Annotated in this window: 20 protein-coding genes and 2 riboswitches; of the genes, 7 read left to right on the top strand and 13 right to left on the bottom strand. The window is 68.6% G+C overall.

The window, feature by feature from the left end; all coding sequences use genetic code 11:
* Positions 1–3 precede the first annotated feature (3 nt).
* Positions 4–897, top strand: coding sequence for a lysophospholipid acyltransferase family protein (locus tag C8D78_RS11490; RefSeq protein ID WP_425266694.1), 894 nt, complete (start codon positions 4–6; stop codon positions 895–897).
* A 99-nt stretch (positions 898–996) separates the two neighbouring features.
* Here C8D78_RS11490 and C8D78_RS11485 read toward each other — a convergent pair whose 3' ends face one another.
* The 3 genes from C8D78_RS11485 to C8D78_RS11475 form a co-directional block, all read right to left on the bottom strand.
* Positions 997–1992 carry a GNAT family N-acetyltransferase gene (locus C8D78_RS11485; RefSeq protein WP_120953781.1) on the bottom strand — a complete coding sequence of 332 codons (996 nt, stop codon included), beginning with the start codon at positions 1990–1992 and terminating at the stop codon, positions 997–999.
* 2 nt (positions 1993–1994) lie between these two features.
* Positions 1995–3380, bottom strand: coding sequence for a glycine--tRNA ligase (locus C8D78_RS11480; protein ID WP_120953779.1), 1386 nt, complete (start codon positions 3378–3380; stop codon positions 1995–1997).
* 121 nt (positions 3381–3501) lie between these two features.
* Positions 3502–4467, bottom strand: a complete 966-nt coding sequence (locus C8D78_RS11475) for a DMT family transporter (protein WP_120953777.1) — start codon at positions 4465–4467, stop codon at positions 3502–3504.
* Between the two features lie 33 nt (positions 4468–4500).
* Here C8D78_RS11475 and C8D78_RS11470 point away from each other — a divergent pair, with 33 nt between their 5' ends.
* Entirely contained in the window at positions 4501–4737 is a 237-nt protein-coding gene (locus C8D78_RS11470; RefSeq protein WP_120953775.1) for an RNA-binding S4 domain-containing protein, read from the top strand.
* Positions 4738–4770: 33 nt separating this feature from the next.
* Here C8D78_RS11470 and C8D78_RS11465 read toward each other — a convergent pair whose 3' ends face one another.
* Positions 4771–5421, bottom strand: a complete 651-nt coding sequence (locus tag C8D78_RS11465) for an alpha/beta hydrolase (protein ID WP_120953773.1) — start codon at positions 5419–5421, stop codon at positions 4771–4773.
* A gap of 94 nt (positions 5422–5515) precedes the next feature.
* Here C8D78_RS11465 and C8D78_RS11460 point away from each other — a divergent pair, with 94 nt between their 5' ends.
* Complete coding sequence (locus tag C8D78_RS11460; protein ID WP_120954118.1) at positions 5516–6379, top strand: SGNH/GDSL hydrolase family protein; 864 nt, start codon at positions 5516–5518, stop codon at positions 6377–6379.
* Positions 6380–6449: 70 nt separating this feature from the next.
* Positions 6450–7049: a hypothetical protein gene (locus tag C8D78_RS11455; protein ID WP_279629527.1), complete on the top strand. Its 600-nt coding sequence runs from the start codon at positions 6450–6452 to the stop codon at positions 7047–7049.
* 1 nt (position 7050) lies between these two features.
* Here C8D78_RS11455 and C8D78_RS11450 read toward each other — a convergent pair whose 3' ends face one another.
* From C8D78_RS11450 to mmsB, 3 genes are all read right to left on the bottom strand, one after another.
* Complete coding sequence (locus tag C8D78_RS11450) at positions 7051–7611, bottom strand: isochorismatase family protein (protein ID WP_120953769.1); 561 nt, start codon at positions 7609–7611, stop codon at positions 7051–7053.
* A 167-nt stretch (positions 7612–7778) separates the two neighbouring features.
* Positions 7779–9263: a CoA-acylating methylmalonate-semialdehyde dehydrogenase gene (locus tag C8D78_RS11445; RefSeq protein ID WP_120953767.1), complete on the bottom strand. Its 1485-nt coding sequence runs from the start codon at positions 9261–9263 to the stop codon at positions 7779–7781.
* Between the two features lie 58 nt (positions 9264–9321).
* Positions 9322–10224, bottom strand: coding sequence for a 3-hydroxyisobutyrate dehydrogenase (gene mmsB / locus C8D78_RS11440; protein WP_120953765.1), 903 nt, complete (start codon positions 10222–10224; stop codon positions 9322–9324).
* A 185-nt stretch (positions 10225–10409) separates the two neighbouring features.
* On the opposite strand from mmsB, the gene C8D78_RS11435 reads away from it, so the two are divergent.
* Positions 10410–11309, top strand: a complete 900-nt coding sequence (locus C8D78_RS11435) for a LysR family transcriptional regulator (RefSeq protein ID WP_120954116.1) — start codon at positions 10410–10412, stop codon at positions 11307–11309.
* Positions 11310–11425: 116 nt separating this feature from the next.
* On the opposite strand, the gene C8D78_RS11430 is transcribed toward C8D78_RS11435, so the two are convergent.
* From C8D78_RS11430 to C8D78_RS11420, 3 genes are all read right to left on the bottom strand, one after another.
* Complete coding sequence (locus C8D78_RS11430) at positions 11426–12805, bottom strand: MFS transporter (RefSeq protein ID WP_120953763.1); 1380 nt, start codon at positions 12803–12805, stop codon at positions 11426–11428.
* A gap of 166 nt (positions 12806–12971) precedes the next feature.
* On the bottom strand, positions 12972–14168 hold the full coding sequence (gene metX, locus C8D78_RS11425; RefSeq protein WP_120953761.1) for a homoserine O-acetyltransferase MetX: 1197 nt from the start codon (positions 14166–14168) through the stop codon (positions 12972–12974).
* An 11-nt stretch (positions 14169–14179) separates the two neighbouring features.
* A riboswitch (SAM riboswitch) is annotated at positions 14180–14295 on the bottom strand.
* 166 nt (positions 14296–14461) lie between these two features.
* Positions 14462–15778 (bottom strand): bifunctional o-acetylhomoserine/o-acetylserine sulfhydrylase, encoded by a 1317-nt coding sequence (locus C8D78_RS11420; RefSeq protein ID WP_120953759.1) that lies wholly within the window; start codon positions 15776–15778, stop codon positions 14462–14464.
* Positions 15779–15839: 61 nt separating this feature from the next.
* Positions 15840–15955, bottom strand: a riboswitch (SAM riboswitch).
* 180 nt (positions 15956–16135) lie between these two features.
* On the opposite strand from C8D78_RS11420, the gene C8D78_RS11415 reads away from it, so the two are divergent.
* The gene (locus tag C8D78_RS11415; protein ID WP_120953757.1) at positions 16136–16774 is read left to right on the top strand and encodes a VOC family protein; all 639 of its coding nucleotides are present in this window, start codon (positions 16136–16138) and stop codon (positions 16772–16774) included.
* A gap of 97 nt (positions 16775–16871) precedes the next feature.
* On the opposite strand, the gene C8D78_RS11410 is transcribed toward C8D78_RS11415, so the two are convergent.
* On the bottom strand, positions 16872–17639 hold the full coding sequence (locus tag C8D78_RS11410) for a CPBP family intramembrane glutamic endopeptidase (RefSeq protein ID WP_120953755.1): 768 nt from the start codon (positions 17637–17639) through the stop codon (positions 16872–16874).
* A gap of 98 nt (positions 17640–17737) precedes the next feature.
* Here C8D78_RS11410 and C8D78_RS11405 point away from each other — a divergent pair, with 98 nt between their 5' ends.
* The gene (locus tag C8D78_RS11405; protein ID WP_120953753.1) at positions 17738–18418 is read left to right on the top strand and encodes a histidine phosphatase family protein; all 681 of its coding nucleotides are present in this window, start codon (positions 17738–17740) and stop codon (positions 18416–18418) included.
* 15 nt (positions 18419–18433) lie between these two features.
* Here the strand turns inward: C8D78_RS11405 and C8D78_RS11400 are convergent, their stop codons facing one another.
* Both C8D78_RS11400 and C8D78_RS11395 read right to left on the bottom strand, forming a co-directional pair.
* Entirely contained in the window at positions 18434–19651 is a 1218-nt protein-coding gene (locus tag C8D78_RS11400; RefSeq protein WP_120953751.1) for an amidohydrolase family protein, read from the bottom strand.
* Between the two features lie 11 nt (positions 19652–19662).
* Positions 19663–20787 (bottom strand): NAD(P)/FAD-dependent oxidoreductase, encoded by a 1125-nt coding sequence (locus C8D78_RS11395; protein ID WP_120953749.1) that lies wholly within the window; start codon positions 20785–20787, stop codon positions 19663–19665.
* Positions 20788–20864: the final 77 nt, after the last annotated feature.

Raw genomic sequence — 20864 nt, 5'->3', positions numbered from 1 at the left:
GGCATGAGCAGGCGTTCCCTGCGGTGGAGACCAGAACCCAGCGACCGCTTCTACCGGTTCATTGTCCGCACCGGGCTGGCGCTGCGCTGGCTGTTCCGGATCCGCGTCATCATCACGGGCCAGGAGAACCTGCCCCAGCCCGTGCCCTCAGGAACTTCCCCCGACGCTTCCCCCCGCGGCCCGTCACCTGCCCCGGCACGTGCCCGGTCCCGCGCGGTGGTACCCGGCCAGGGCGCGGTGGTCGCGATCACCCACTTCGGCTACCTCGACTTTGCCTTCGCGGAGCTGCTGCTGTGGCGGCACAACCGCACGCAGATGCGCTTCCTCGTCACGCAGGGAGCCGCGGACCACTGGTTTGCCGGGCCCGCAGTCAGCGCGGCCGGCCATGTAGTGGTGGGGTACGGGTCGGGTGCCCATGCCTACGACGCCGCGGTCGCCCGGCTGTCGGCGGGCGAGTACATCGCCATCCTGCCCGAGGCCGGCGTGAGCCGCAGCTTCACGGTGCGCGAATGCAAGACCGGAGCCGTGCGGATGGCCGCCGAGGCCGGCGTGCCCATCATCCCGGTCTCCATCTGGGGTGCGCACCGGCTGATGACCCGGCACCACGGATTCTCGCCGGCCCGCGCCTGGTGCGCCCCGGTCCGCATCCACGTCGGTGAGCCGATCCTTCCGGAGTCGCTCCCGGATCCGGCCCTAGACGCCCAGCCGGCCACCGCACGGCTTGCGCGGGCTCTGCAGCACGGGATCGACGTCGCCATGGCGGACTTCCCGCTGAACCCGGCCCCCGGAGCCTGGTGGATGCCGGCCGGAAGCGGCGGGGGCGCCCCGACGGAGGAAGAGCGCCGCCGGCTCGACGAGGCCGACGGTCCCCGGCGTGCCGGCGCCCATCGCCGATAGAACCGGCCCCCCCAACGCAAACTGACCCGCAGCCGCGTCCGTTATCACGCGTCAAACACGTCATAGCGGCCGCAGCGGCGGGTCAGTCGGGATTAAAGCCTAGGCCGGGTCCGAGACCACAAGGGTTTCCGAGCCTTGGACGTGGGCCTTGCCGGTCTCAAGCAGCGGTTCGACCACCGCACGAAGGGCCGTCATCGCATCGTCCAGTTCCAGCATCACCGGGTGCTGATAGGCGATCAGGGCCAGGAGATCCCGCATGGCGGCCCGAGCCTGATCCGCGTCGAGCTTGGGCTCGTGGCCCAGGAAGACTTCGGTGGGCCCGGCTGCGCCGGGACCATCGGCGTCAGTGCCCGCGAGGCCCTGTGCATAGCTGATGGCGAACCCCTCCAGCCTGCCCTTCCGGCTCGCCGCGATGCCGTGCCCGAAGGCGCTGGCCTTGGGCGCGCGCAGCACGATAGCGCCGTGGGCACCGCTGAGGTCATCCAGGAACAACCGCTGCACCGCGGCGACGCTCAGCTCCCCCGGGCTGTCCCAGTCGTGTACCGCGGTGTAGTAACGGCCCACGACGTCGCTGAGCTCGACCGAGCCGGTGGCCAGGTCCTCGACCTGATCGGTGGCCGCCGATTCCGAGCCGTCGCCAAACACCGGCAGCTTGAGCGGCGCCGGGTCCACGACGACGAGGCGGGACCGCTGGATCGGGGTCAGGCCGGCGGCCTCCGCAAAAGCCGCGCCGGGGGTGCCCGGCTCGACCTTGCAGCGGAGCCTGGACACGCCCGACGGCGATTGGGCCGCCTCATGCCGGAGCATGGTCAGCAGGGTCGATCCGATGCCGGAGCGGCGGTGGTCCCGGGCGACTTCGACATACGCCCAGAGCCGTTGCGGATGCAGCGCGGCCTCGTGGACCACCGCCGCCGCAACGGGAATCGCAACGCCGTCCACGACGTCCTCGGCCACGATGCAGCGGCGCCAGGGGGCGTTGCCCGAGGGCGCCAGCGTGCCGCGGAACTGTCCGGCCTGGACAGTCTCAGGACCGCCCCAGACTTCCAGCAGCGCGAGGTCGTCGCCCTCCCGCCATTCCCGGTATGCGATGGCCACGATCAGGCGCCGATCAGCCGGGCGGCCAGGTAGCCCTCCACCTTGTCCAGGGAGACGCGGTCCTGGCTCATGGTGTCGCGCTCGCGGATGGTGACGGCCTGGTCCTCGAGGGTGTCGAAGTCCACGGTGATGCAGAACGGGGTGCCGATCTCGTCCTGGCGGCGGTAGCGGCGGCCGATGGCGCCGGCGTCGTCGAACTCGATGTTCCAGCTCTTGCGCAGCTGGGCGGCGAGATCCTTGGCCTTCGGGGACAGATCCTCGTTGCGGCTCAGCGGAAGCACGGCCGCCTTCACCGGAGCCAGGCGCGGATCGAGCTTGAGCACGGTGCGGATGTCCACGCCGCCCTTGGCATTGGGGGCCTCGTCCTCGGTGTAGGCATCGATCATGAAGGCCATGAACGAGCGGGTGAGGCCGGCGGCGGGCTCGATCACGTAGGGGATGTAGCGCTCGTTGGTGGCCTGGTTGAAGTAGCTCAGGTCAGCGCCGGAGGCCTTGGCGTGGGTGGAAAGGTCAAAGTCGGTGCGGTTGGCGATGCCCTCGAGTTCGCCCCACTCCGAGCCCTGGAAACCGAAACGGTATTCGATGTCCGTGGTGCCCTTGGAGTAATGGCTGAGCTTCTCCAGCGGGTGCTCGAAGAAGCGCAGGTTCTCCTCACGGATGCCCAGGCCCGTGTACCAGGACATGCGCTCCTTCATCCAGTACTCGTGCCACTGCTCGTCGGTGCCGGGCTCGACGAAGAATTCCATCTCCATCTGCTCGAACTCGCGGGTGCGGAAGATGAAGTTGCCCGGCGTGATCTCGTTGCGGAATGACTTGCCGATCTGGCCGATGCCGAACGGCGGCTTCTTCCGCGAGGTGGTCAGGACGTTGCTGAAGTTCACGAAGATGCCCTGGGCCGTTTCGGGCCGCAGGTAGTGCAGGCCCTCCTCGCTGGCGACAGGACCGAGGTAGGTCTTGAGCAGGCCGGAGAATTCGTGCGGCTCTGTCCACTGGCCGCGGGTGCCGCAGTTGGCGCAGGCGATGTCCTTGAGGCCGTTCTCGGCAGGACGGCCCTTCTTCTCCTCGTATTCTTCTTCGAGGTGGTCCGCCCGGTAGCGCTTGTGGCAGGACAGGCACTCCACCAGCGGGTCCGAGAAGACATCGACGTGGCCGGAGGCTTCCCAGACCTGGCGGGGCAGGATGACGGAGGAATCGAGGCCTACGACGTCCTCGCGGCCGCGGACCACGGACTGCCACCACTGACGCTTGATGTTTTCCTTCAGCTCGGCGCCGAGCGGGCCGTAATCCCAGGCAGAACGGGAGCCGCCATAGATTTCACCGGCCTGGAAAACGAATCCCCGTCGCTTGGCGAGGGAAATGATCTGGTCGAGGACGGATTTTGCTGCCATGGGAACTCCAATTTTCTACAGGGCCGCTGGGTGCGGTCCGCGGTGTCAGCCCCGGGTCACCGGCTGGTTGCCGGCAGGGGGAAATGAACAGTGGGATGCAAACTCCCAGCCTACCGGCCCGCTACCGCTTCAGTGCGCCCCGGGGCCAGGGCAGGGTGGCCAGGATGATGGCGCCGAGGGTGAGAAGGGTGCCAAGGACTGTGGGAAGGGCGACGACGGACCCGGGAACCGGGAAGATCAGGTCAAGTCCGAGGGACCCGAGCAGCTGCCCGGCGATCATCCCGAGGCCGGTGACCAGCACGCCCAGGCTGCGGACCAGCAGGGCGCCGACCCCGATAAATACGCAGCCAAGGGGGCCGCCCAGGTAGTACCACCACTGCGCCGGGAGGGGGTTGCCGGCCCCGGCCACCGCGAGCTTGATCAACCAGGCCACCCAGAGCAGGGCGGCTCCGGCGATGAAGTTCACAAACGTCGCGGCGATCGGGGAACCGTAGTGGACGGTGGCCGTGCCGTTCATGGCCTGCTGGAAACTCATCAGAAACCCGGCCAGAAGCGGCAGGAGCACCGGAAGGAGCAGCTGCAGCCCGGATTCTCCGGCGCTGAACCGGGGTGAGACCGCCCACGCGACGGCGGCGACGGTCAGCGCACTGCCGAGCACCCGGATGCCGGTGATGGGCCTCTTCCCCGCCGGTCCGATCCCCATCCGGTCCACCAGCAGTCCGCTGAGTGTCTGTCCCGTCACGGCGGCCACGGTGAAGAGGGCGACGCCGAGCACGGCCACGGTGAAGGATTGGGCGAAGACAAACAGGGCCCCGATGCACCCGGCCAGGACGTAGTAGGGCGGAAACTGCCGTTCGCGCACGGCCGGCAGGATCCGCGCCAGCCCGGCCCGGCCCTTGGGCAGCGCCAGCGAAATGACGGCCATCACTACCAGCCCGGTGCTGAAACTGACGACGGCGGCGCCGATTCCGTCGCTGAGGGCCACCCCGAGGGCGCCGTTGATCCGGCCCTGGAGCGGGATGAACAACCCGGCCGCTATGGCCATGGGCAGTCCCGCGATGAGCGGGAGCCGGGGTGCGTGGGTCATTGGTGCCACCTTAGGTCAGGCATCATTGCCTATATGAGCAATACGGAATTCGAAGACATCATCATCCGCGACAGCATGATCCGGCTGGGTCAGCTGCTGAAACTCGCGAATCTGGTTGAGGACGGCGTGGAGGCCGCGGACCTGATCAAGAGCGGGCTGGTCAAAGTCAACGGCGAAATCGATGAGCGCCGGGGCCGGCAGCTTCACGACGGCGACACTGTCACCGTGAACGGCCGGACCGTGCGGATCAGCGCGCCCCCCGCCGCGTAGCAGCGGCGGCGGGGCCGCCGTCGTCGTCCGGCCCTATTTGTTGAGTACCTCGTGCGTGAGGAACTCCGCGACATGGCCGATTTCCTGTTGGTTGATGCCGTGCCACATGCCTGTATACAGGACCTTGGTGAGCTTGACGTGATTGCGCACCCAGCCCATGGTGAAGTCGATCTTGTCCGGCGTGATCACGGGATCCTGCTGGTCCCGGCCCCAGAACAGCGGCACGGTCCCGTCCAGTTCCGCGTCGCGGAAGCTTGTGTCCCCGTCGGCGTCGACGGCGAAGCCTGAAAGCCCGACGACGGCGGCGTACCCGTCCGGCCGCTGCCGCAGCAGCGTGGTGGCCATCGCCATGCCCATGGAGAACCCGAGCAGCGTCACCGAGGGGTGGTTGGCCTTGACCGAGTCGATCCAGTCCTGCACATATGCCGCGGCGTCCTTGACGGCGTCGAGCGAATAGTCGATGGACGCCGTCAGCGGGAACCAGGTGAACCCCGGGCCGGAGACGATCGGGGCGCGCAGCGAGGCCACCACAAACTCCTCCGGCAGCATGTCCGCCAGGCTGAGCAGGTCCTGTTCGTTGGCGCCGTAGCCGTGCAGCAGCACCAGGAGGGGCTTGCCGGCGCGGGCCTCTTCGGGCTGGGACCACAGGACAATAGGGGCGGGGAAGGCAGCGGCTTCAGTCATGGAACCATTCTTACAGTTACCTTCCGGTAACAAGCTACGGTGGCGTAGCTTGGCGGGAAGAGTGCAGGATTAGAAGGTGAGCGAAACCGAAGCCATGGACAACGCACCGGACGCATCAGCCGACGCCGTCGTGACCCACCCGTGGACCCGCTATGTGGCCATGGGAGACTCCTTCACGGAAGGCATCGGCGACCCGGAGCCTGCCAGCCCGGGCGGCCACCGGGGCTGGGCAGACCGGGTGGCCGAGGAACTCAGCCGCGGCCACAACGACTTCGCCTACGCCAACCTCGCCGTCAGGGGCCGGCTTCTGCAGCAGATCGTGGACCAGCAACTCGCGCACTGCCTGTCGCTCAAGCCGGACCTCATCACGCTCTCGGCGGGCGGCAACGACCTCATCCGTCCGGGCGGCGATCCGGACGCGCTGGCCGAAAAACTCGATTCGGTGGTGCAAATCCTGAGCCTGGGCGGTGCCACCGTGGTCCTGTTCAACGGCCCGGACACCGGTTCCACGGTCCTGGGCCGGATCCGGAGCAAGGTGGCCATTTACAACGAGAACCTGCGCACCATCGCCGCGCGCCACGACGCCGTGATCGCGGACATGTGGTCCCTGCGCCAGCTCAACGATCCGCAGATGTGGAATGCGGACCGGCTGCACTTCTCGCCGCTGGGCCACCACACGATCGCGGCCATGGTGCTGGACTCCCTGAACGTCGCCCACACCTTGGAGCCGCTCTCCCCCAAGCCGATGCCGCAGCGCAGCTGGCGGGAGGCCCGCAGCGGGGACCTCGTGTGGGCCAGGGAATACTTCGTCCCCTGGGTGGTGCGCCGGCTGCGGCACCGCTCCTCGGGCGACGGCGTGACGGCCAAGCGGCCGCTGCCCGGCCCGGTGTTCGGCCCCGGGGTTCCGCTGGGCTCGGGCGAGGGCCCGCCGGGCGCCGAGGACCCGGTACGGTCCTGAGCCTGCGGGGCCTAAGCTGGAAGGACACTCCTCAGGCCCTACCGTCGAAAGGCCCCGCACCGTGAGCAGCATGTTCTTCTGGATCATCGTGTTATCGTTCCTGGTTCCCATGGCGGTGCGCCGCTACCGGAGGTCTGTCCAGGGCCGGAACCAGGGCACGCCGGGCCAGTTCGGCCAGTTCCCGGGAAACCAGAACAACCCGGGCAGCCAGAACAACCAGCCGCGGGACGGCTACACGCAGCAGGACTACTTCGGCGGCTTCGGCCAGCTGGGCGCTCCGAAGCAGCCCGGCCAAGGCAACCAGCCGTACCCCCAGCAGTACCCCGGCCAGCAGTACCCCAACCAGCCCTACCCCGGCCCCCGGTTCCCGGACCAGCCGTTCCCGACCGAGCCATATCCCGGTCAGCAGTACCCGGGCCCGGCCGGCTACCAGCCCCCCGTTCCGTACGAGGACAGCCCCCAGTACCTCAACAACCCGCCGCAGCCGCACGAACCTGCACCGGGCGCAGGTCAGCCGCAGGCTCCCCAGGTCCCCCAGGTCCCCCAGCCGTCATCGGCCGCGCCGGGCTACCGGGCCCGCAAGCTCGCCGAACTCGACCAGAAGTACACCGACGGCAAATTGTCCATGGAGGACTACATGGCCCAGCGCGCCGAAATCATGAACGGCTAGGTCACGAACGGCGGGCGAAGTCGACGTCGGCCGCCTTGACCGTTCCGGCCGTCCGTCCCGGGGCTCTGTGGGACTGCCAGTACAGATTGGTGTGGGCCACCACCAGTTCCGGCGGCGGCGCACCAAACGGGCTAAGGTCCTCCGTGGTGTGCGCGTCCGCAACCAGCGTGACATCGTAGCCGCGGGTGATCGCGCCGTGCAGGGTGGAACGGATGCACTCGTCGGTCTGCGCCCCGGCCAGGTAGAGGCGCCCAATGCCGCGGGCGGCGAGCACGGACTCCAGCTCAGTCGCCTCGAAGGCGTCGGCGTATTCCTTGGCCACGAGAGGCTCAGCCGCACCCCGGGCAAGCTCGCGCACAAACTGCCAGCCGTCGCTGCCCGGCGGAAGCTCCTCGCCGCTGTGCTGCACCCAGACGACGTCGATGCCGGCGGCGCGCGCCTTCTCCACGAGGGCTGCAATGGTGGCAACGACGGCGTCCCGGCGGTAGGCCTCCGCGACCACGCCCACCTGCATGTCGACAACCAGCAATGCCGTGTTGGGTCGGTGGTCGAGCGTGGTCACAATGCCTCCCGGTTCCTGGGTGTCCCTGCCCGCCCACTCTAGCCCCGGCACCCGGCACCGGCGAGAGCCCAAGGCAACGCGGGGTCACCTACGGCCCATGATCCGGGTCGGGATGGGCCGTAGGTGACCCCGCGTTGCTTGGAGCGGGGCGGCGGGAGCGGCGGGAGTCAGTCCACCTGGGGGAAGCCGAGGTCGATCACCGAGGTGGCGGGGTCCGGCCAGCGGGTGGTGACCACCTTGCCGCGGGTGTAGAAGCGGATGCTCTCGGGGCCGTACATGTGGGTGTCGCCAAAGAGCGAGTTCTTCCAGCCGCCGAAGGAGAAGGTGCCCACCGGCACCGGGATGGGCACATTGACGCCCACCATGCCTGCCTCGACGTCGAACTCAAACTGGCGGGCGGCGCCGCCGTCGCGGGTGAAGATCGCCACGCCGTTGCCGAACTCGTTGTCGTTGACGAGCTTGACGGCGTCGGCGTAGGTCTCGACGCGCACCACCGAGAGGACGGGGCCGAAGATCTCGTCGTCGTAGACCTTCATGCCGGGCTTGACGTGATCGATCAGGCTGACGCCGATGAAGAAGCCGTTGGAGTCGAACTCCTGGTCCCGCCCGTCCACCACCACGCTGGCACCCTCGCTGGCCGCGCCGGCGACGTAGGAGGCCACCTTGTCGCGGTGCTCGGCCGTGATGAGCGGGCCCATCTGGGAGGCCGGGTCCGTGCCGGGGCCGATTTTCAGGGTGCCCATCCGGGTGGTGATCGCGTCCACGAGGTCATCCGCGATGCTGCCGACGGCCACAAGGACGCTGACGGCCATGCAGCGCTCCCCGGCGGAGCCATAGGCGGCCGAGACGGCGGCGTCCGCGGCCATGCTGAGGTCAGCGTCCGGCAGGACCACCATGTGGTTCTTCGCGCCGCCCAGGGCCTGGACGCGCTTGCCGTGATCGGCGGCGCGCTTGTAGATGGACTGCGCGATCGGCGTCGAGCCGACAAAGCTGACGGCCTTGACGGCCGGGTGCTCCAAGAGTACGTCGACGGCTTCCTTGTCACCGTGGACGACGTTGAGGACGCCTGCCGGCAGCCCGGCCTCGGCGAAGGCCTGGGCAATGAAGACGGCGGAGGATGGGTCCTTTTCGCTGGGCTTGAGCAGCACGGTGTTCCCGCACGCCAGGGCGCTGCCGATCATCCACAGCGGCACCATGGCGGGGAAGTTGAACGGCGTGATGCAGGCGACGACGCCGACCGGCTGGCGGACCGAGTGGACATCGACGCCGCCCGAAACCTGTTCGGAGCGCTCACCCTTGAGGGCGTGGGAGAGCCCGGTGGCGAATTCGATGTTCTCCAGGCCGCGCGTGATTTCACCCTCGGCGTCGGAGAGGACCTTGCCGTGCTCACTGGTCAGGAGCGCTGCCAGCTCCGGGCGGCGCTGCATGAGCAATTCACGGACCTTGAAGAAGATGGCGGTGCGCCTGGCCAGGCTGGTGGCGCGCCAGCCGGGCAGCGCGGCGCGGGCGGCGTCGATGGCCTCCTCCACGCGGGCGGCGGAGGCGAGGGCGACCTCTTTTTCCTGCTCGCCGGTGGCTGGGTTGAAGACGGGGCCGAAGCGTTCGGCGTCGGAAATCAGGGTGCCGTTGATGAAGTGGGGAATGCGTTCCATGGGGTGGGTCTCTTTCATGGGGAGCCGGGGGGCCGCTGGGGCCGGGTCGCTGGGGAGGTCAGTTGGCGGATTCGAGCGAGCCGTCGACGAGCTTGACGATCGCGGAGCAGTCCATGCCGGACTGGCCGGAGTCGATGAGCCGCTGGAAGAGCTGCTGGACGTGCTCGCCGAGTTCCAGCGGGGTGCCGGTGTCGCGGGCGGCGCTGATGGCCAGCCCGATGTCCTTGTTGGCAAGTTCGGTGGTGAAGGTCGGGGCGAAGGCGTTGTTCGACGCCGCGGTGGGCACGACGCCGGCCACCGGGTACCAGGTGCGCAGGGCCCAGCTGTCGCCGGATGAGACGGAGGCAATGTCCCAGAACACCTGTTTGTCCAGGCCCAGCCGGTCCGCCAGCACCGCGCCCTCCGCGGTGGAGGCGAGGTTGATGAAGAGCATGAGGTTGTTGCAGATTTTTGCTGCCTGGCCGGTGGTGGCGCCGCCGGTGGGGATGATGTTGGCCGCCATCGGTTTGATGTATTCGGTGGCGTCGGCGACCGCCCCGGCCTCGCCGCCGATCATGAAGGTCAGGGTGGCGGCCTTGGCACCGCTCATGCCGCCCGAGACGGGGGCGTCGACAAAGCGGAAGCCCGCGGTAGCGGCGGCGTCGTGCAGGGCCTGGGCGGAGGCGATATCAATCGTCGAGGAATCCACCAACAGTGTCCGGGTGTCCGCATGGGCGAGGACACCGCCCTCGCCGAGGTACACCGCGCGGGCGTGTTCGCCCTTGGGGAGCATGGTGAAGACGACGTCGGCGCCGGCGACGGCCTCGGCAATGCTGCCGGCCGGAGTGACTCCCCCGGCCCCGGCAGCGGCAACTGCCTCGGCATTGAGGTCGTACCCGCGGACCTCATGTCCTGCGTTCGCGAGGTTGACCGACATGGCCCCGCCCATGTTTCCCAGTCCGATCCAGGCGATAACTGCCATGGCTTAAGCTCCTTTGCTTGATCATTGCCGTGCGTTCTTGGGATTGCCGCCATCCGGCCAAAAGACCGGAAGCATGGCGTCCAGTGTCCACAATCACACCCTGCTAGAGTGCAATCAAGGTAAAAAATCACAGATGGCATGTGCATGGATGCACATACCCCGCAGCCCGAGGAGTCATCGTGGACTTGAAGCGGCTTCCGAGCCCCGATGACCTGCTGATCCTGCTGACAGTGGCCCGGCTGGGCCGGTTCAACGCGGTGGCGGAGACGCTTGGCACCACCCACACCACAATCTCGCGCCGGGTCCTGGCCCTGGACAAGCAGCTGGGCGGCAGAACCCTGGAACGCAGCCCGCACGGCTGGGAGCTGACGGAGCTCGGCAGCCGGGCCGTTACGGCGGCCGAGGCCATCGAGGGCACGCTTGGCGCCCTGTCCAGCAGCATTGCCCGGTCCGGCGACGTCGTCTCCGGCCTGGTCCGGATCAGCACCCCGGACGGCTTCGGCACCGAGTTCCTCGCCCCGGCCCTCGTGCGGCTGCAGCGGGAAAATCCGATGCTCAACGTGGAGTTGCTCAGCGCCACTCGCAAAGCGAGCCAAAACCGCTCCGGCGTGGACCTCGAAGTGGTGGTGGGCACCATGGAGACGGCAAATGCCCAGGCCATCTTCCTGAGCAACTACTTCCTCCGGCTATACGCCAGTCCCGCCTACGCGCAGGAGCACGGGCTTCCGGCCACGCTCGACGACGTCCGGCAGCACGGCTTCGTCTCCTACGTCGAATCGGCCCTGCAGGTGGCCGAGCTGGGCCACCGCTCCACCGAATTGCCGGTGCCGCGGTCCAGCTTCCAGGCCACCAGCGTCTTCGCCCAGCTGGAGGCGGTCCGGCGCGGCGCCGGGATTGGCCTGCTCCCCAACTTCCTCGTCGCGGGCAGGCCCGGGTTCCTGCCCGTGCTGCCGGACGACTTCCAGCGCCAGCTCCCCATCTGGGCGGTGGCCCGGCCGGAGTCCCTGCGATCGGCCCCGGTCCGTGCCGTCCTGGAGGCGATCCGGCAGGAAATCCGGGAACGCCGGGACGTGCTGTCCGCCTGAGTCCCGGATCAACGCCGGCTCCCGGGTCAACGCCGGCCGGGTTAACGCCGACTACCCGGGCCCGCGCAGTGCGCGGACCCGGGCAGTCAGCCCCTCAACGTTCCTCGGCTCCGGGATTACCGCTGACCGGCGGCGAGGAGGTCTGCGGTGCCCTGGGCGTCGGCGGCGTCGACGTCATGGAGCGAGATGCCGCGCGTCTCCTTGAGGAAGAACACGGCGACGGCGGTGACCGCGCAGGCGATCAGCAGGTAGATGGCGACCGGGACGGAGGACTTGTACTGGCTCAGCAGGGCGACGGCAATGATCGGGGCGAGCGAACCGGCCACGATCGAAGTCACCTGGTAGCCGAGCGAGACCCCCGAGTACCGCATGCGGGTCGGGAACATCTCGGCCATGATGGCCGGCTGCCCCGCGTACATGAGCGAGTGGAACAGCAGCCCGATGATGACGGCGGCGAGGATGACGAGATCGTTTCCGGTGTCCATCATCGGGAAGGCGAAGAAGCCCCAGGTCGCACCGAGGACGGCGCCGGCCATGTAGACGGGCTTGCGGCCCACCCGGTCCGAGAGCCGGCCGACCATGGGGATCACGGCGAAGTGGATGAAGTGCGCCACCAGCAGTAGGAGCAGGATCCGGGCGGTGTCTGCGTGGACCACGGTTTTGAGGTAGGTGATCGAGAAGGTGACCACGAGGTAGTACAGGATGTTCTCCGCGAAGCGCAGGCCCATCGCGGTGAACACGCCGCGGGGGTAGCGGCGGAAGACTTCGGCAACACCGTAGCCCTTGTTCTCGACGGTGACTTCCTTCTGCGCCTCCAGGAAGATCGGGGCATCGCTGACCTTGGTGCGGATGTAGTAGCCAATCAGGACGATTACGGCGGAGAGCCAGAAGGCGACCCGCCAGCCCCAGCCGAGGAAGTCGGCGGACGACAGCACCGAGGACAGGAGGAACAGCACGGCGGTGGCGAAGAGGTTGCCCAGCGGAACGGCGGACTGCGGCCACGCGGCCCAGAACCCGCGGGACTTGCTGGGGCTGTGTTCGGCGACGAGCAGGACGGCGCCGCCCCATTCACCGCCTACGGCGAAGCCCTGGGCGAAGCGCAGGAAGACCAGCAGCGCGGGCGCCCAGTAGCCGATCTGGGCAAAGGTGGGCAGGCAGCCCATGAGGAAGGTGGACACGCCGACCAGGATGATGCTGACCTGGAGCAGCTGCTTGCGGCCGAACTTGTCACCGAAGTGGCCGAAGACGATCCCGCCGATCGGGCGCGCAATGAAGCCGACGGCGTAGGTCAGGAAGGCTGCCAGGATCCCGTCCAGTTCGGTCTGCGAATTCGGGAAGAAGGCCTTGCCGAAGACCAGTGTGGCCGCGGAGGCGTAGAGGAAGAATTCGTACCATTCCACGACCGTGCCGGCCATGGAGGCCGCCACCACCTTTTTCAGGCCGGACGTTTGGACGTCGTTTGCTTCAGCGCGCCTTGCGGCGTTTTCCGTACTCATCGTGACTCCTTCGGCGTCTCCGTCGACGCCCTATGGACCATTGGGCTGAGGACGCCTGTGATTCAGGGCACAGGGCATCATTCCCCCCGAGTATGGACGCTCCCGCCCCGGGCCTCAACGGCCATTAGTGCAGAGCGCATCTGCAAAAATGCACACGGACTCTCGCTTACTGGCCGAAGAATGTCTCCCGCAGTTGGCCGCTGAGCTGGCCGATTTCAGTCAGGAAGCCGTCGTGGCCGATCGGCGCCTCGATGATATGCAGTTCGGCGCCGCCCGGCAGGGCCTCGGCGAGCGCGCGGGACTGGGCCGGGAAATACAGCCGGTCCGAGTCCACCGCGGCCACCAGGAACTGGGCGGTGGCCGGGGCCAGGGACTCGCGGAGGCTTCCGCGCCCGCGGCAGACATCGTGGCTCATGAGCGCCTCGGTTATGGCGATGTAGCTGTTGGCGTCGAAGCGCCGGACCAGCTTGTTGCCCTGGTGGTCCAGATAGCTTTCCACCTGGTACCGGCCGCGCCCGGCCAGCGAGCCGGCTTCCAGCGGGGCCTCGGACTCCTGGGCGTTCCGGCCGAACCGGCCGTCCAGTTCTGCCGCGGAGCGGTAGGTGATGTGGGCGATGCGCCGGGCCAGGGCCAGCCCGGCCACGGGCTCGGGGCCGCCATAGTAGTCGCCGCCGTTGAAGTGCGGGTCCTGGCGGATCGCGAGGGTCTGGGCCTGCGCGAAGGCAATCTGTTCGGCGGTGCTGCTGGCGCCGACCGAAATCACGGCGCAGCGCCGGACCCTCCCGGGGTACGTGAGCGCCCATTCCAGGGCGCGGGCGCCGCCGAGCGAGCCGCCCACGACGGCGTACCAGGATTCGATGCCCAGGGCGTCGGCCAGGCGGGCCTCGGCGGCAGTGGTGTCCCGCAGCGTGACGAGCGGAAACCGCGATCCCCAGGGGCGTCCGTCCGGGGCCGGTGTGGACGGTCCCGTGGAGCCGTAGCAGCCGCCCAGGATGTTGATCGACACGACGAAGTACTTGTCCGTGTCCACGGGAGCTCCCGGTCCAGCCAGTTGCTCCCACCAGCCAGGCTCCGTGCTGTCGCCGCGGGTCACGTGCGTGTCGCCGGTCAGGGCATGTTCAATCAGCACGGCGTTGGAACCATCGGCGTTCAGGGTCCCCCACGTCTCGTAGGCCAGAACCACATCCGGCAGCGGGACCCCGGATTCGAGCTGAAGGTCACCGATCCGGAGATACTGGACGCTCCCGTCCGGGGCGCGGGAAGCCGCGCCGGGGGCAACGCCGCGGGACGCGTTTCCGGGCGCACCGGAATCGCGGGATGGTTTGGATTCGGGGACACCCGTGCGGGTGACGGCAATCGTCATCTGAGGACCTAACTTCGCGCTTGCCTGCCGTCAGCTGACCGGCAGGCCAGGTCTTCACCCGGGGCACCCCGCCGCAAATGGAGGGTTGCCGGCCAGCAAGCCGGGGCTGTTGCTGGCACTCATGACCTGCTTCGAGTGTACGAAACCGGGGGCCGAAATGACCAAGATTGTGACTTCCGTGTGACACCCCGGTTAGGGAAATCGGCGCCCGCTACACCGAGACCGCCGGAAACCGCCGAGATCGCCCGGTCGTTACGGCGATCTCGGCGGTGTCCGGCGAATTCGGCGGGCCGCTAGGCGCCCTTGGCCGCGCGGAATCCTGCGTCGAGGTCCGCGAGGATGTCGTCAATGTGCTCCAGGCCGACCGAGAGCCGCACCAGCCCGGGGCTCACGCCCGCCACGGCCTGCTGCTCGGCCGAGAGCTGGCTGTGTGTGGTCGACGCCGGGTGGATCACCAGGGAGCGGACGTCGCCGATGTTCGCGACGTGCGAGTGCAGCTCGAGCGCATCGACGAACCGCTTGCCGGCCTCTGCTCCCCCGGCGATCGTGAACGCCACGACGGCGCCGGTCCCCTTGGGTCCGTATTTGCGCCCGCGCTCGTACCAGGGGCTGGACGGCAGGCCGGCATAGGCGACCGACTCGACGTCGTCCCTGGCCTCCAGCCATTGCGCCACTTGGGTGGCGTTGGCCACGTGGCGCTCCACACGCAGGCTGAGCGTCTCGATGCCCTGGGCGATGAGGAAGGCGTTGAACGGGGACACCGCCGAGCCGAGGTCGCGCAGGAGCTGGACCCGGGCCTTGAGGATGTAGGCCAGGTTGGCGCCCAGGGCGCCGTCCGCGCCGAGGTCGCGGGCGTAGACCAGGCCGTTGTAGGTGGGGTCCGGGGTGTTGAAGCCCGGGAACCGGTCAGGGTCTTTGCCGAAGTCGAAATTGCCCGAATCCACGATCACGCCGGCGATCGCGGCGCCGTGGCCGCCGAGGTACTTGGTGGCGGAATGGACCACGATGTCCGCGCCCCACTCGATGGGGCGGATCAGGTAGGGGGTGGACAGGGTGTTGTCGACGATCAGCGGCACGCCGGCCTCATGGGCCACCTGCGAGATGCCCTCGATGTCCAGCACGTCCTGGCGGGGGTTGGAGACCACCTCGCCGAAGAACAGCTTGGTGTTGGGCTGGACGGCGTCCTGCCAGTGGTCCAGGTTGTCCGGGTCCGCAACGAAGGTCACGGAAATGCCGAACTTTTTCAGCGTGTGGGCGAGCAGGTTGTACGTTCCGCCGTAGAGGCTGGGACTGGCCACCACGTGGTCCCCGGCTTCGGCGACGTTGAGGATCGCGAAAGTCTCGGCGGCCTGGCCGGAGCTGAGCAGCAGGGCCGCGAGGCCGCCCTCCAAGCTGGCCACGCGCTGCTCCACGGCGTCCTGGGTGGGGTTGCCGATCCGGGTGTAGATGGGGGCGAGTTCGGCGAGCGCGAAGCGGTTCGCGGCGCTTTCGGCGCTTGGGAACACGAACGACGTCGTCTGGTAGATGGGGAGGGACCGCGCACCGGTGGCGGAGTCCGCCTCCTGGCCGGCGTGGATCTGACGGGTTTCAAAGGACCAGGCAGTGGACATTGATGCTCCTCAAGGGACCGGGCACAGCACCGCCCAGGGCCATCGGCCCGGACCGGCACAGGCGCCGCGCTTGCCCTCCGGCGGGCGCCGGACGGCCGGGTCTTCACCCGGGGCACCCCACCGCGATACGAGGGTTGCCGGCCAGCAAGCCGGGGCTGTGCGCTGGCACTCATGACCTTGCTTCAGTCTAGGAAGGCCGGCTGGCCGCTGGATAGCTTTATGACGAACATGAAGAGGCCGGGCCCGCGTGCACTGACGGCGCGCTGCAAGGCGCCGCGGAAGCTGCCGCCACGACGTCCCATGACGGTAAGGCAAGCCTAAGCTGAGAGCTCCATCACAAAGTGCCAAGATGATGGCATGCGCATGGATCATGTCTCTTACGCCTGTGAACACGATGGCTTGGCAGCCACCACTGAACGTATTGCGTCTGCCCTCGGCGTCGAAGCCGTGAAGGGTGGAGTGCACCCCCGTTTCGGGACACGCAACATGATTATCCCGCTCGCGGGACACAAGTACCTGGAAGTCGTCGAGGTCCTGAACCACCCGGCGTCGGACAAGGCACCTTTCGGCCAGGCGGTCCGGGCACGCTCGGAGGCCGGCGGCGGCTGGATGGGCTGGTGCGTCGAAGTGGACGACCTCGCCCCCTTCGAGGAGCGGCTCGGCCGCGCGGCCGTGAACGGCAACCGGAAGTTCCCCGACGGCCGCGAGCTGGTCTGGAAGCAGATCGGCATCCTCGGCCTCATTGCCGACCCCCAGGTGCCCTACATGCTCAAGTGGGAGGGCAACCCGGAGCTTCACCCCTCCAACGCCTACGCGAGCGAAGTCAAGATGTCCGCGCTGACCATTGCCGGTTCGGCGGAGCGCGTGACGGAATGGCTGGGCGAGCCGGTGGAGAAGCCGCTGGAGGACGTCGCGGTGAACTGGATCGCGCCGCACGGCACGCCCGGCATCCTCTCCGTCACCTTCGAGACCGCCTCCGGGGCAGTCACGATCTAACGCCCCGCCTGCCCAACACTTCGGCCGCCATCTAAGGGTGCCAACGATGTCACCCTTAGATGGCGGCCGAGATCTTTTTAAGGCCGGTTTCTAAGGCTCAGCCCAGGCCCACGGCTTTGCCGAACAGGCTGAATCCCACGAACGCCACGGTGTCCAGGATGGCGTGGGCGATCACGAGCGGCATCACGCGCTTGGTCCGGGTGTACACGAGGGCGAAGACGACGCCCATCACCGCGTTGCCGATGAACGGCCCGAACCCCTGATACAGGTGGTAGCTGCCGCGGAGCAGGGCGCTGGCGGCGATCGCCGCCGGCATGCTCCAGCCCAGCTTCCCGAGCCGGTCCAGCAGGTAGCCGACCACAATCACTTCCTCGACGATCCCATGCCGGATCGCGGAGAGGACCAGCACCGGCACCGTCCACCAGTACGCGTCGAGCGCGCTGGGGATGATCGCCGTCGTGATCCCCAGTGCCCGGCCGGCGGCGTAGAGCCCCAGGGACGGGACGCCGATGACAGCGGCGAGCCCCAGCCCCTGCAGGAGGTCCTTGCCGGGCCGGGCGAAGTCGAAGCCGATCCTCCGGAACGCGGAGATGCCGCGCTCTCCGGCCGCCCGGTGTTCGGTGAGGAAGTAGATCACCAGGGCCACGGGAACCAGCGCGAAGAAGATGTCCAGCAGCTGGTACGTGAGGTCGAAGTATTCGCGCGGGCTCTGCGAACGGTTCAGCGTGGACGTCCCCTGGGCCAGCGGCGCCTGGGTCATTTTGTCCGCCAGCTGCACGACGGAGTAGACCGCGGACTGACCCAGCGACAGCCCCAGGACAATCAACACTTCGAACCGCAGCCGGCGGCGGGAGGGAACCAACATGGTCCTATCTTGCCTGCAGTTGCCGAGAGTTTGCTGGTCCTCCGGGCACGCCCGCCGTGCCGCGTCGCCGGCTCCCGGGCACCCTATGCTTGGGGACTATGAGTGCGCCCCGGAAAATCATCATGATCCGGCACGGCCAGTCCGCCGCCAATGCCGACACCTCGATCTACAACCGCGTCCCGGACTACCGGATTCCGCTGACGCCGCTGGGGCTGGAGCAGGCGACGGCGGCCGGCGAAGAGGTCCGCCGCCAGCTGGACGGCCGCCCGGTGTGCGTCTATGTTTCCCCGTACCTGCGCGCCTACCAGACGCTTGAGGCGCTCAATCTGGGCCCGCTCGTGGAGCGGGTGATCGAGGAGCCCCGGCTGCGGGAGCAGGACTGGGCCAACTTTCAGATCGCCGGCGACATCGAGGACCAGAAGGAGCTCCGCAACGCCTACGGGCACTTCTTCTACCGCTTCCGCGAGGGCGAATCCGGCTCCGATGTGTACGACCGGATTTCCTCCTTCATGGAAACCCTGTACCGGCACTGGTCGAAGCCCAGCTATGCGCCGAACGCGCTGTTTGTGACGCACGGGCTGACCATGCGGCTGTTCTGCATGCGCTGGTTCCACTGGTCGGTGGAATATTTCGAGTCCTTGAACAACCCGGAGAACGCCGAGGTCCGCACCCTGCTGCGCACCGCGCACGACAAGTACGAGCTCGACAAGCCCTTCACCCAGTGGGAGAAGAGGCGCGTGGACGAGACCGTCCTGGACGCGCCGCCGATGTTTTTCTAGGTGGCCCGGCCCGGATTAGCGGACTCGTTGCGCTATTCCGGCCCGCCACACGGCGTGCGTCAGGGGGATGCCGGGCCGGTAGGCCAGGTGCGTGGCCGACGGCGCGTTGAGCAGGTGCAGGTCCGCGCGGTGCCCGACGGCGATCGAGCCCACCGCGCGTTCGCCGTCGACGTCGTTCCCGGATTCCCGCCCGAGGGCGAGCGCGCCGCCGTAGGTCGCGGCCCGCACCGCCTCATGAACACTGAGCCGCATCTGCAGCACGGCGGTGGTGACGCAGAACGCCATGGAGCTCGTGTAGGACGTGCCGGGGTTGCAGTTGGAGGCCAGGGCTAGCTGCACCCCGGCGTCGAGCAGTTCCCGGCCCGGGGCCAGCGGCTGCCGGGTGGAGAGGTCGCAGGCCGGCAGGCACGTCGCCACCGTGCCGCGCGGTCCGCTGCCGCCGGCGGCGTCCCAGCCGGACCAGCTGGCGGCGAGGGCGTCGATGTCCGCGGCAGCGAGGTAGTTCACATGGTCCACGCTGGCGGCGCCGAATTCCACCGCCAGCCGGACGCCCGGGCCTTCGCCGAGCTGGTTGCCGTGCACGCGCAGCCCCAGTCCGGCGTCCTTGCAGGCCTGCAGCACGCGGCGGGACTGGTCCTCGTTGAAGGCGCCCCGCTCGCAGAAGACGTCGGCCCAGCGGACGTAGGGCAGCACGGCGTCGAGCATCGGCCCGCACACCAGCTCCGTGTAGTCCTCCGCGTCCATCCCCGCGGGCACGAGGTGCGCCCCCAGGTACGTCGCCTCGTCAGCGACCGTGGAGGCGCTGCGGGCGCTGCGGGCCTCGTTCTCTAGGTCCAGGCCGTATCCGGTCTTGGTTTCCAGGTACGTGGTGCCCTGCGACACGGCCTCGGCGACCCGGCCCATCGCCAGCCGGGTGAGGTCGAAGTCGCTGGTGCCCCGGGTAGCGCCGGTGGTCACGGCGATCCCGCCCGCACTGTAGCTCTCCCCCGCCATCCGGGCCTCGAACTCGGCCGTGCGGTCCCCCGCGAAGATCAGGTGGGTGTGCGAATCCACCCAGCCCGGCAGGAGCGCCCGGCCGCCGGCGTCCACGGCCTCGTCTGCGGCCGGTGCATCGGCGGCCGGCCCGAGCCAGGAAATCCGCTCGCCCTCGATCACCACCGCCGCGTCGCGCAGGACGCGGTGCTCGGCGTCCTGGGTCATGAGTTCGGCGATATTAGTGATCAGGGTGCTCATGGTTCCATTCTTCAACGCCGGATGGACCAGCGGGTCGCGGCCAGCGCCTCCGCTGTCCGGGATGCCGGACTGGCGCCCGCGGCCGTGGCCGCGGCAATGCCGGAGCCCTGCCCGGCCAGGATCAGCCCGGCGGCCAGCTCCGCGATGCCGGCGGACGTCTGGAATCCGTAGCCGCCCTGGCCGGCGAGCCAGAAGAATCCGGTGGCCTCGGCGTCGAATCCCACCACGGGGACGCCGTCGGCGGCCTCTGTCCGCAGCCCCGTCCAGGCCTCGCGGACGTCGCGGATCCCGAGCGTCGTGATGGTGTTGAGCCGGGCCACGAGCCGTTCGATGTCGCCGGGGTAGGGCCGGGCGTCTTCGGGCCCGCTCGGAACGTGTTCGGAGGGCGAGATCAGGACCTGGCCGCCGTCGGGCCGGAAGTAGAAGCTGTCATCGGCCGCCGCCACCATCGGGCAGCCGGCCGGGAGGGGATTCCCGACGTCGACGATCGCGGCGGTGCGGCGGTACGGCTGCAGGCCAAGCTTCTCCACGCCGCTGAGGACGGCGAGTTCGTCCGCCCAGGCACCGGCGGCGTTGACCACGACGGCGGCCTGGAACCCTTCCTGCCCGGCGCCCAGTTCCCAGCCGGTTCCAAGGCGCTGGGCGGAGTGGACCCTGGCCCCGGTGATGATGTCCACGCCGCCGGCCTCGGCACGGCGCCGGTGATCCTCGAGCAGCACGGGGGCGTTGCAGGCGAAGGATCCGGTGTCCAGGCCGGCCGCGCTGAAGGAGTCCGGGACCAGGACCGGGCACAGGTCCATGGCCTCGGCGTGGGTGATCCGCCGCATGTGGCCGCTGGCTTCGGCCCATACGGTGGCGTCGTCGCCGATCAGCATGAACCCGCGCGGGGTGAGCACCTGTTGCGGGCGTTCGGCGTCCCGCTCGGCGATGAGCTCCAGCGTCCGGACGGTGAGTTCCTGGACCACGGGCGGGCCGTAGCTGGGAATCAGTTGCCGGGCCGAGCGGGCCGAGGTGTGGTAGGCCAGGGTCTGCTCGGCTTCGACCAGGGCCACGCTGCACTGCCCGGCAAGCGTGGAGGCAAGGGAGAGCCCGGCGATGCCCCCGCCGACAATCACGACATCGTAAGTATCTGACATGGCTCCATCCTCGCAGATTGTCCGGGTCAGGTGCGGGCGGCTGTGCCGGTTGCGGACCGCAACCGGCTCCCGCTTCG

Origin of the sequence: Arthrobacter oryzae (assembly GCF_003634095.1) — a bacterium.
GTDB classification, from domain to species: Bacteria; Actinomycetota; Actinomycetes; order Actinomycetales; family Micrococcaceae; genus Arthrobacter; species Arthrobacter oryzae.
Note: the sequence above shows the minus strand (reverse complement) of the source record. Positions and strands in the feature narration are given on the sequence as shown.

Coding starts and splice junctions, on each gene's coding strand:
- C8D78_RS11455 (WP_279629527.1), top strand. CDS start 6,450: ATGTTCTTCTGGATCATCGTGTTATCGTTCCTGGTTCCCATGGCGGTG.
- C8D78_RS11410 (WP_120953755.1), bottom strand. CDS start 17,639: ATGTTGGTTCCCTCCCGCCGCCGGCTGCGGTTCGAAGTGTTGATTGTC.
- C8D78_RS11475 (WP_120953777.1), bottom strand. CDS start 4,467: ATGACCCACGCACCCCGGCTCCCGCTCATCGCGGGACTGCCCATGGCC.
- C8D78_RS11445 (WP_120953767.1), bottom strand. CDS start 9,263: ATGGAACGCATTCCCCACTTCATCAACGGCACCCTGATTTCCGACGCC.
- C8D78_RS11400 (WP_120953751.1), bottom strand. CDS start 19,651: ATGAGCACCCTGATCACTAATATCGCCGAACTCATGACCCAGGACGCC.
- C8D78_RS11465 (WP_120953773.1), bottom strand. CDS start 5,421: ATGACTGAAGCCGCTGCCTTCCCCGCCCCTATTGTCCTGTGGTCCCAG.
- C8D78_RS11415 (WP_120953757.1), top strand. CDS start 16,136: ATGCGCATGGATCATGTCTCTTACGCCTGTGAACACGATGGCTTGGCA.
- mmsB (WP_120953765.1), bottom strand. CDS start 10,224: ATGGCAGTTATCGCCTGGATCGGACTGGGAAACATGGGCGGGGCCATG.
- C8D78_RS11460 (WP_120954118.1), top strand. CDS start 5,516: ATGGACAACGCACCGGACGCATCAGCCGACGCCGTCGTGACCCACCCG.
- C8D78_RS11470 (WP_120953775.1), top strand. CDS start 4,501: ATGAGCAATACGGAATTCGAAGACATCATCATCCGCGACAGCATGATC.
- C8D78_RS11490 (WP_425266694.1), top strand. CDS start 4: ATGAGCAGGCGTTCCCTGCGGTGGAGACCAGAACCCAGCGACCGCTTC.
- C8D78_RS11480 (WP_120953779.1), bottom strand. CDS start 3,380: ATGGCAGCAAAATCCGTCCTCGACCAGATCATTTCCCTCGCCAAGCGA.
- C8D78_RS11430 (WP_120953763.1), bottom strand. CDS start 12,805: ATGAGTACGGAAAACGCCGCAAGGCGCGCTGAAGCAAACGACGTCCAA.
- C8D78_RS11405 (WP_120953753.1), top strand. CDS start 17,738: ATGAGTGCGCCCCGGAAAATCATCATGATCCGGCACGGCCAGTCCGCC.
- C8D78_RS11395 (WP_120953749.1), bottom strand. CDS start 20,787: ATGTCAGATACTTACGATGTCGTGATTGTCGGCGGGGGCATCGCCGGG.
- C8D78_RS11420 (WP_120953759.1), bottom strand. CDS start 15,778: ATGTCCACTGCCTGGTCCTTTGAAACCCGTCAGATCCACGCCGGCCAG.
- metX (WP_120953761.1), bottom strand. CDS start 14,168: ATGACGATTGCCGTCACCCGCACGGGTGTCCCCGAATCCAAACCATCC.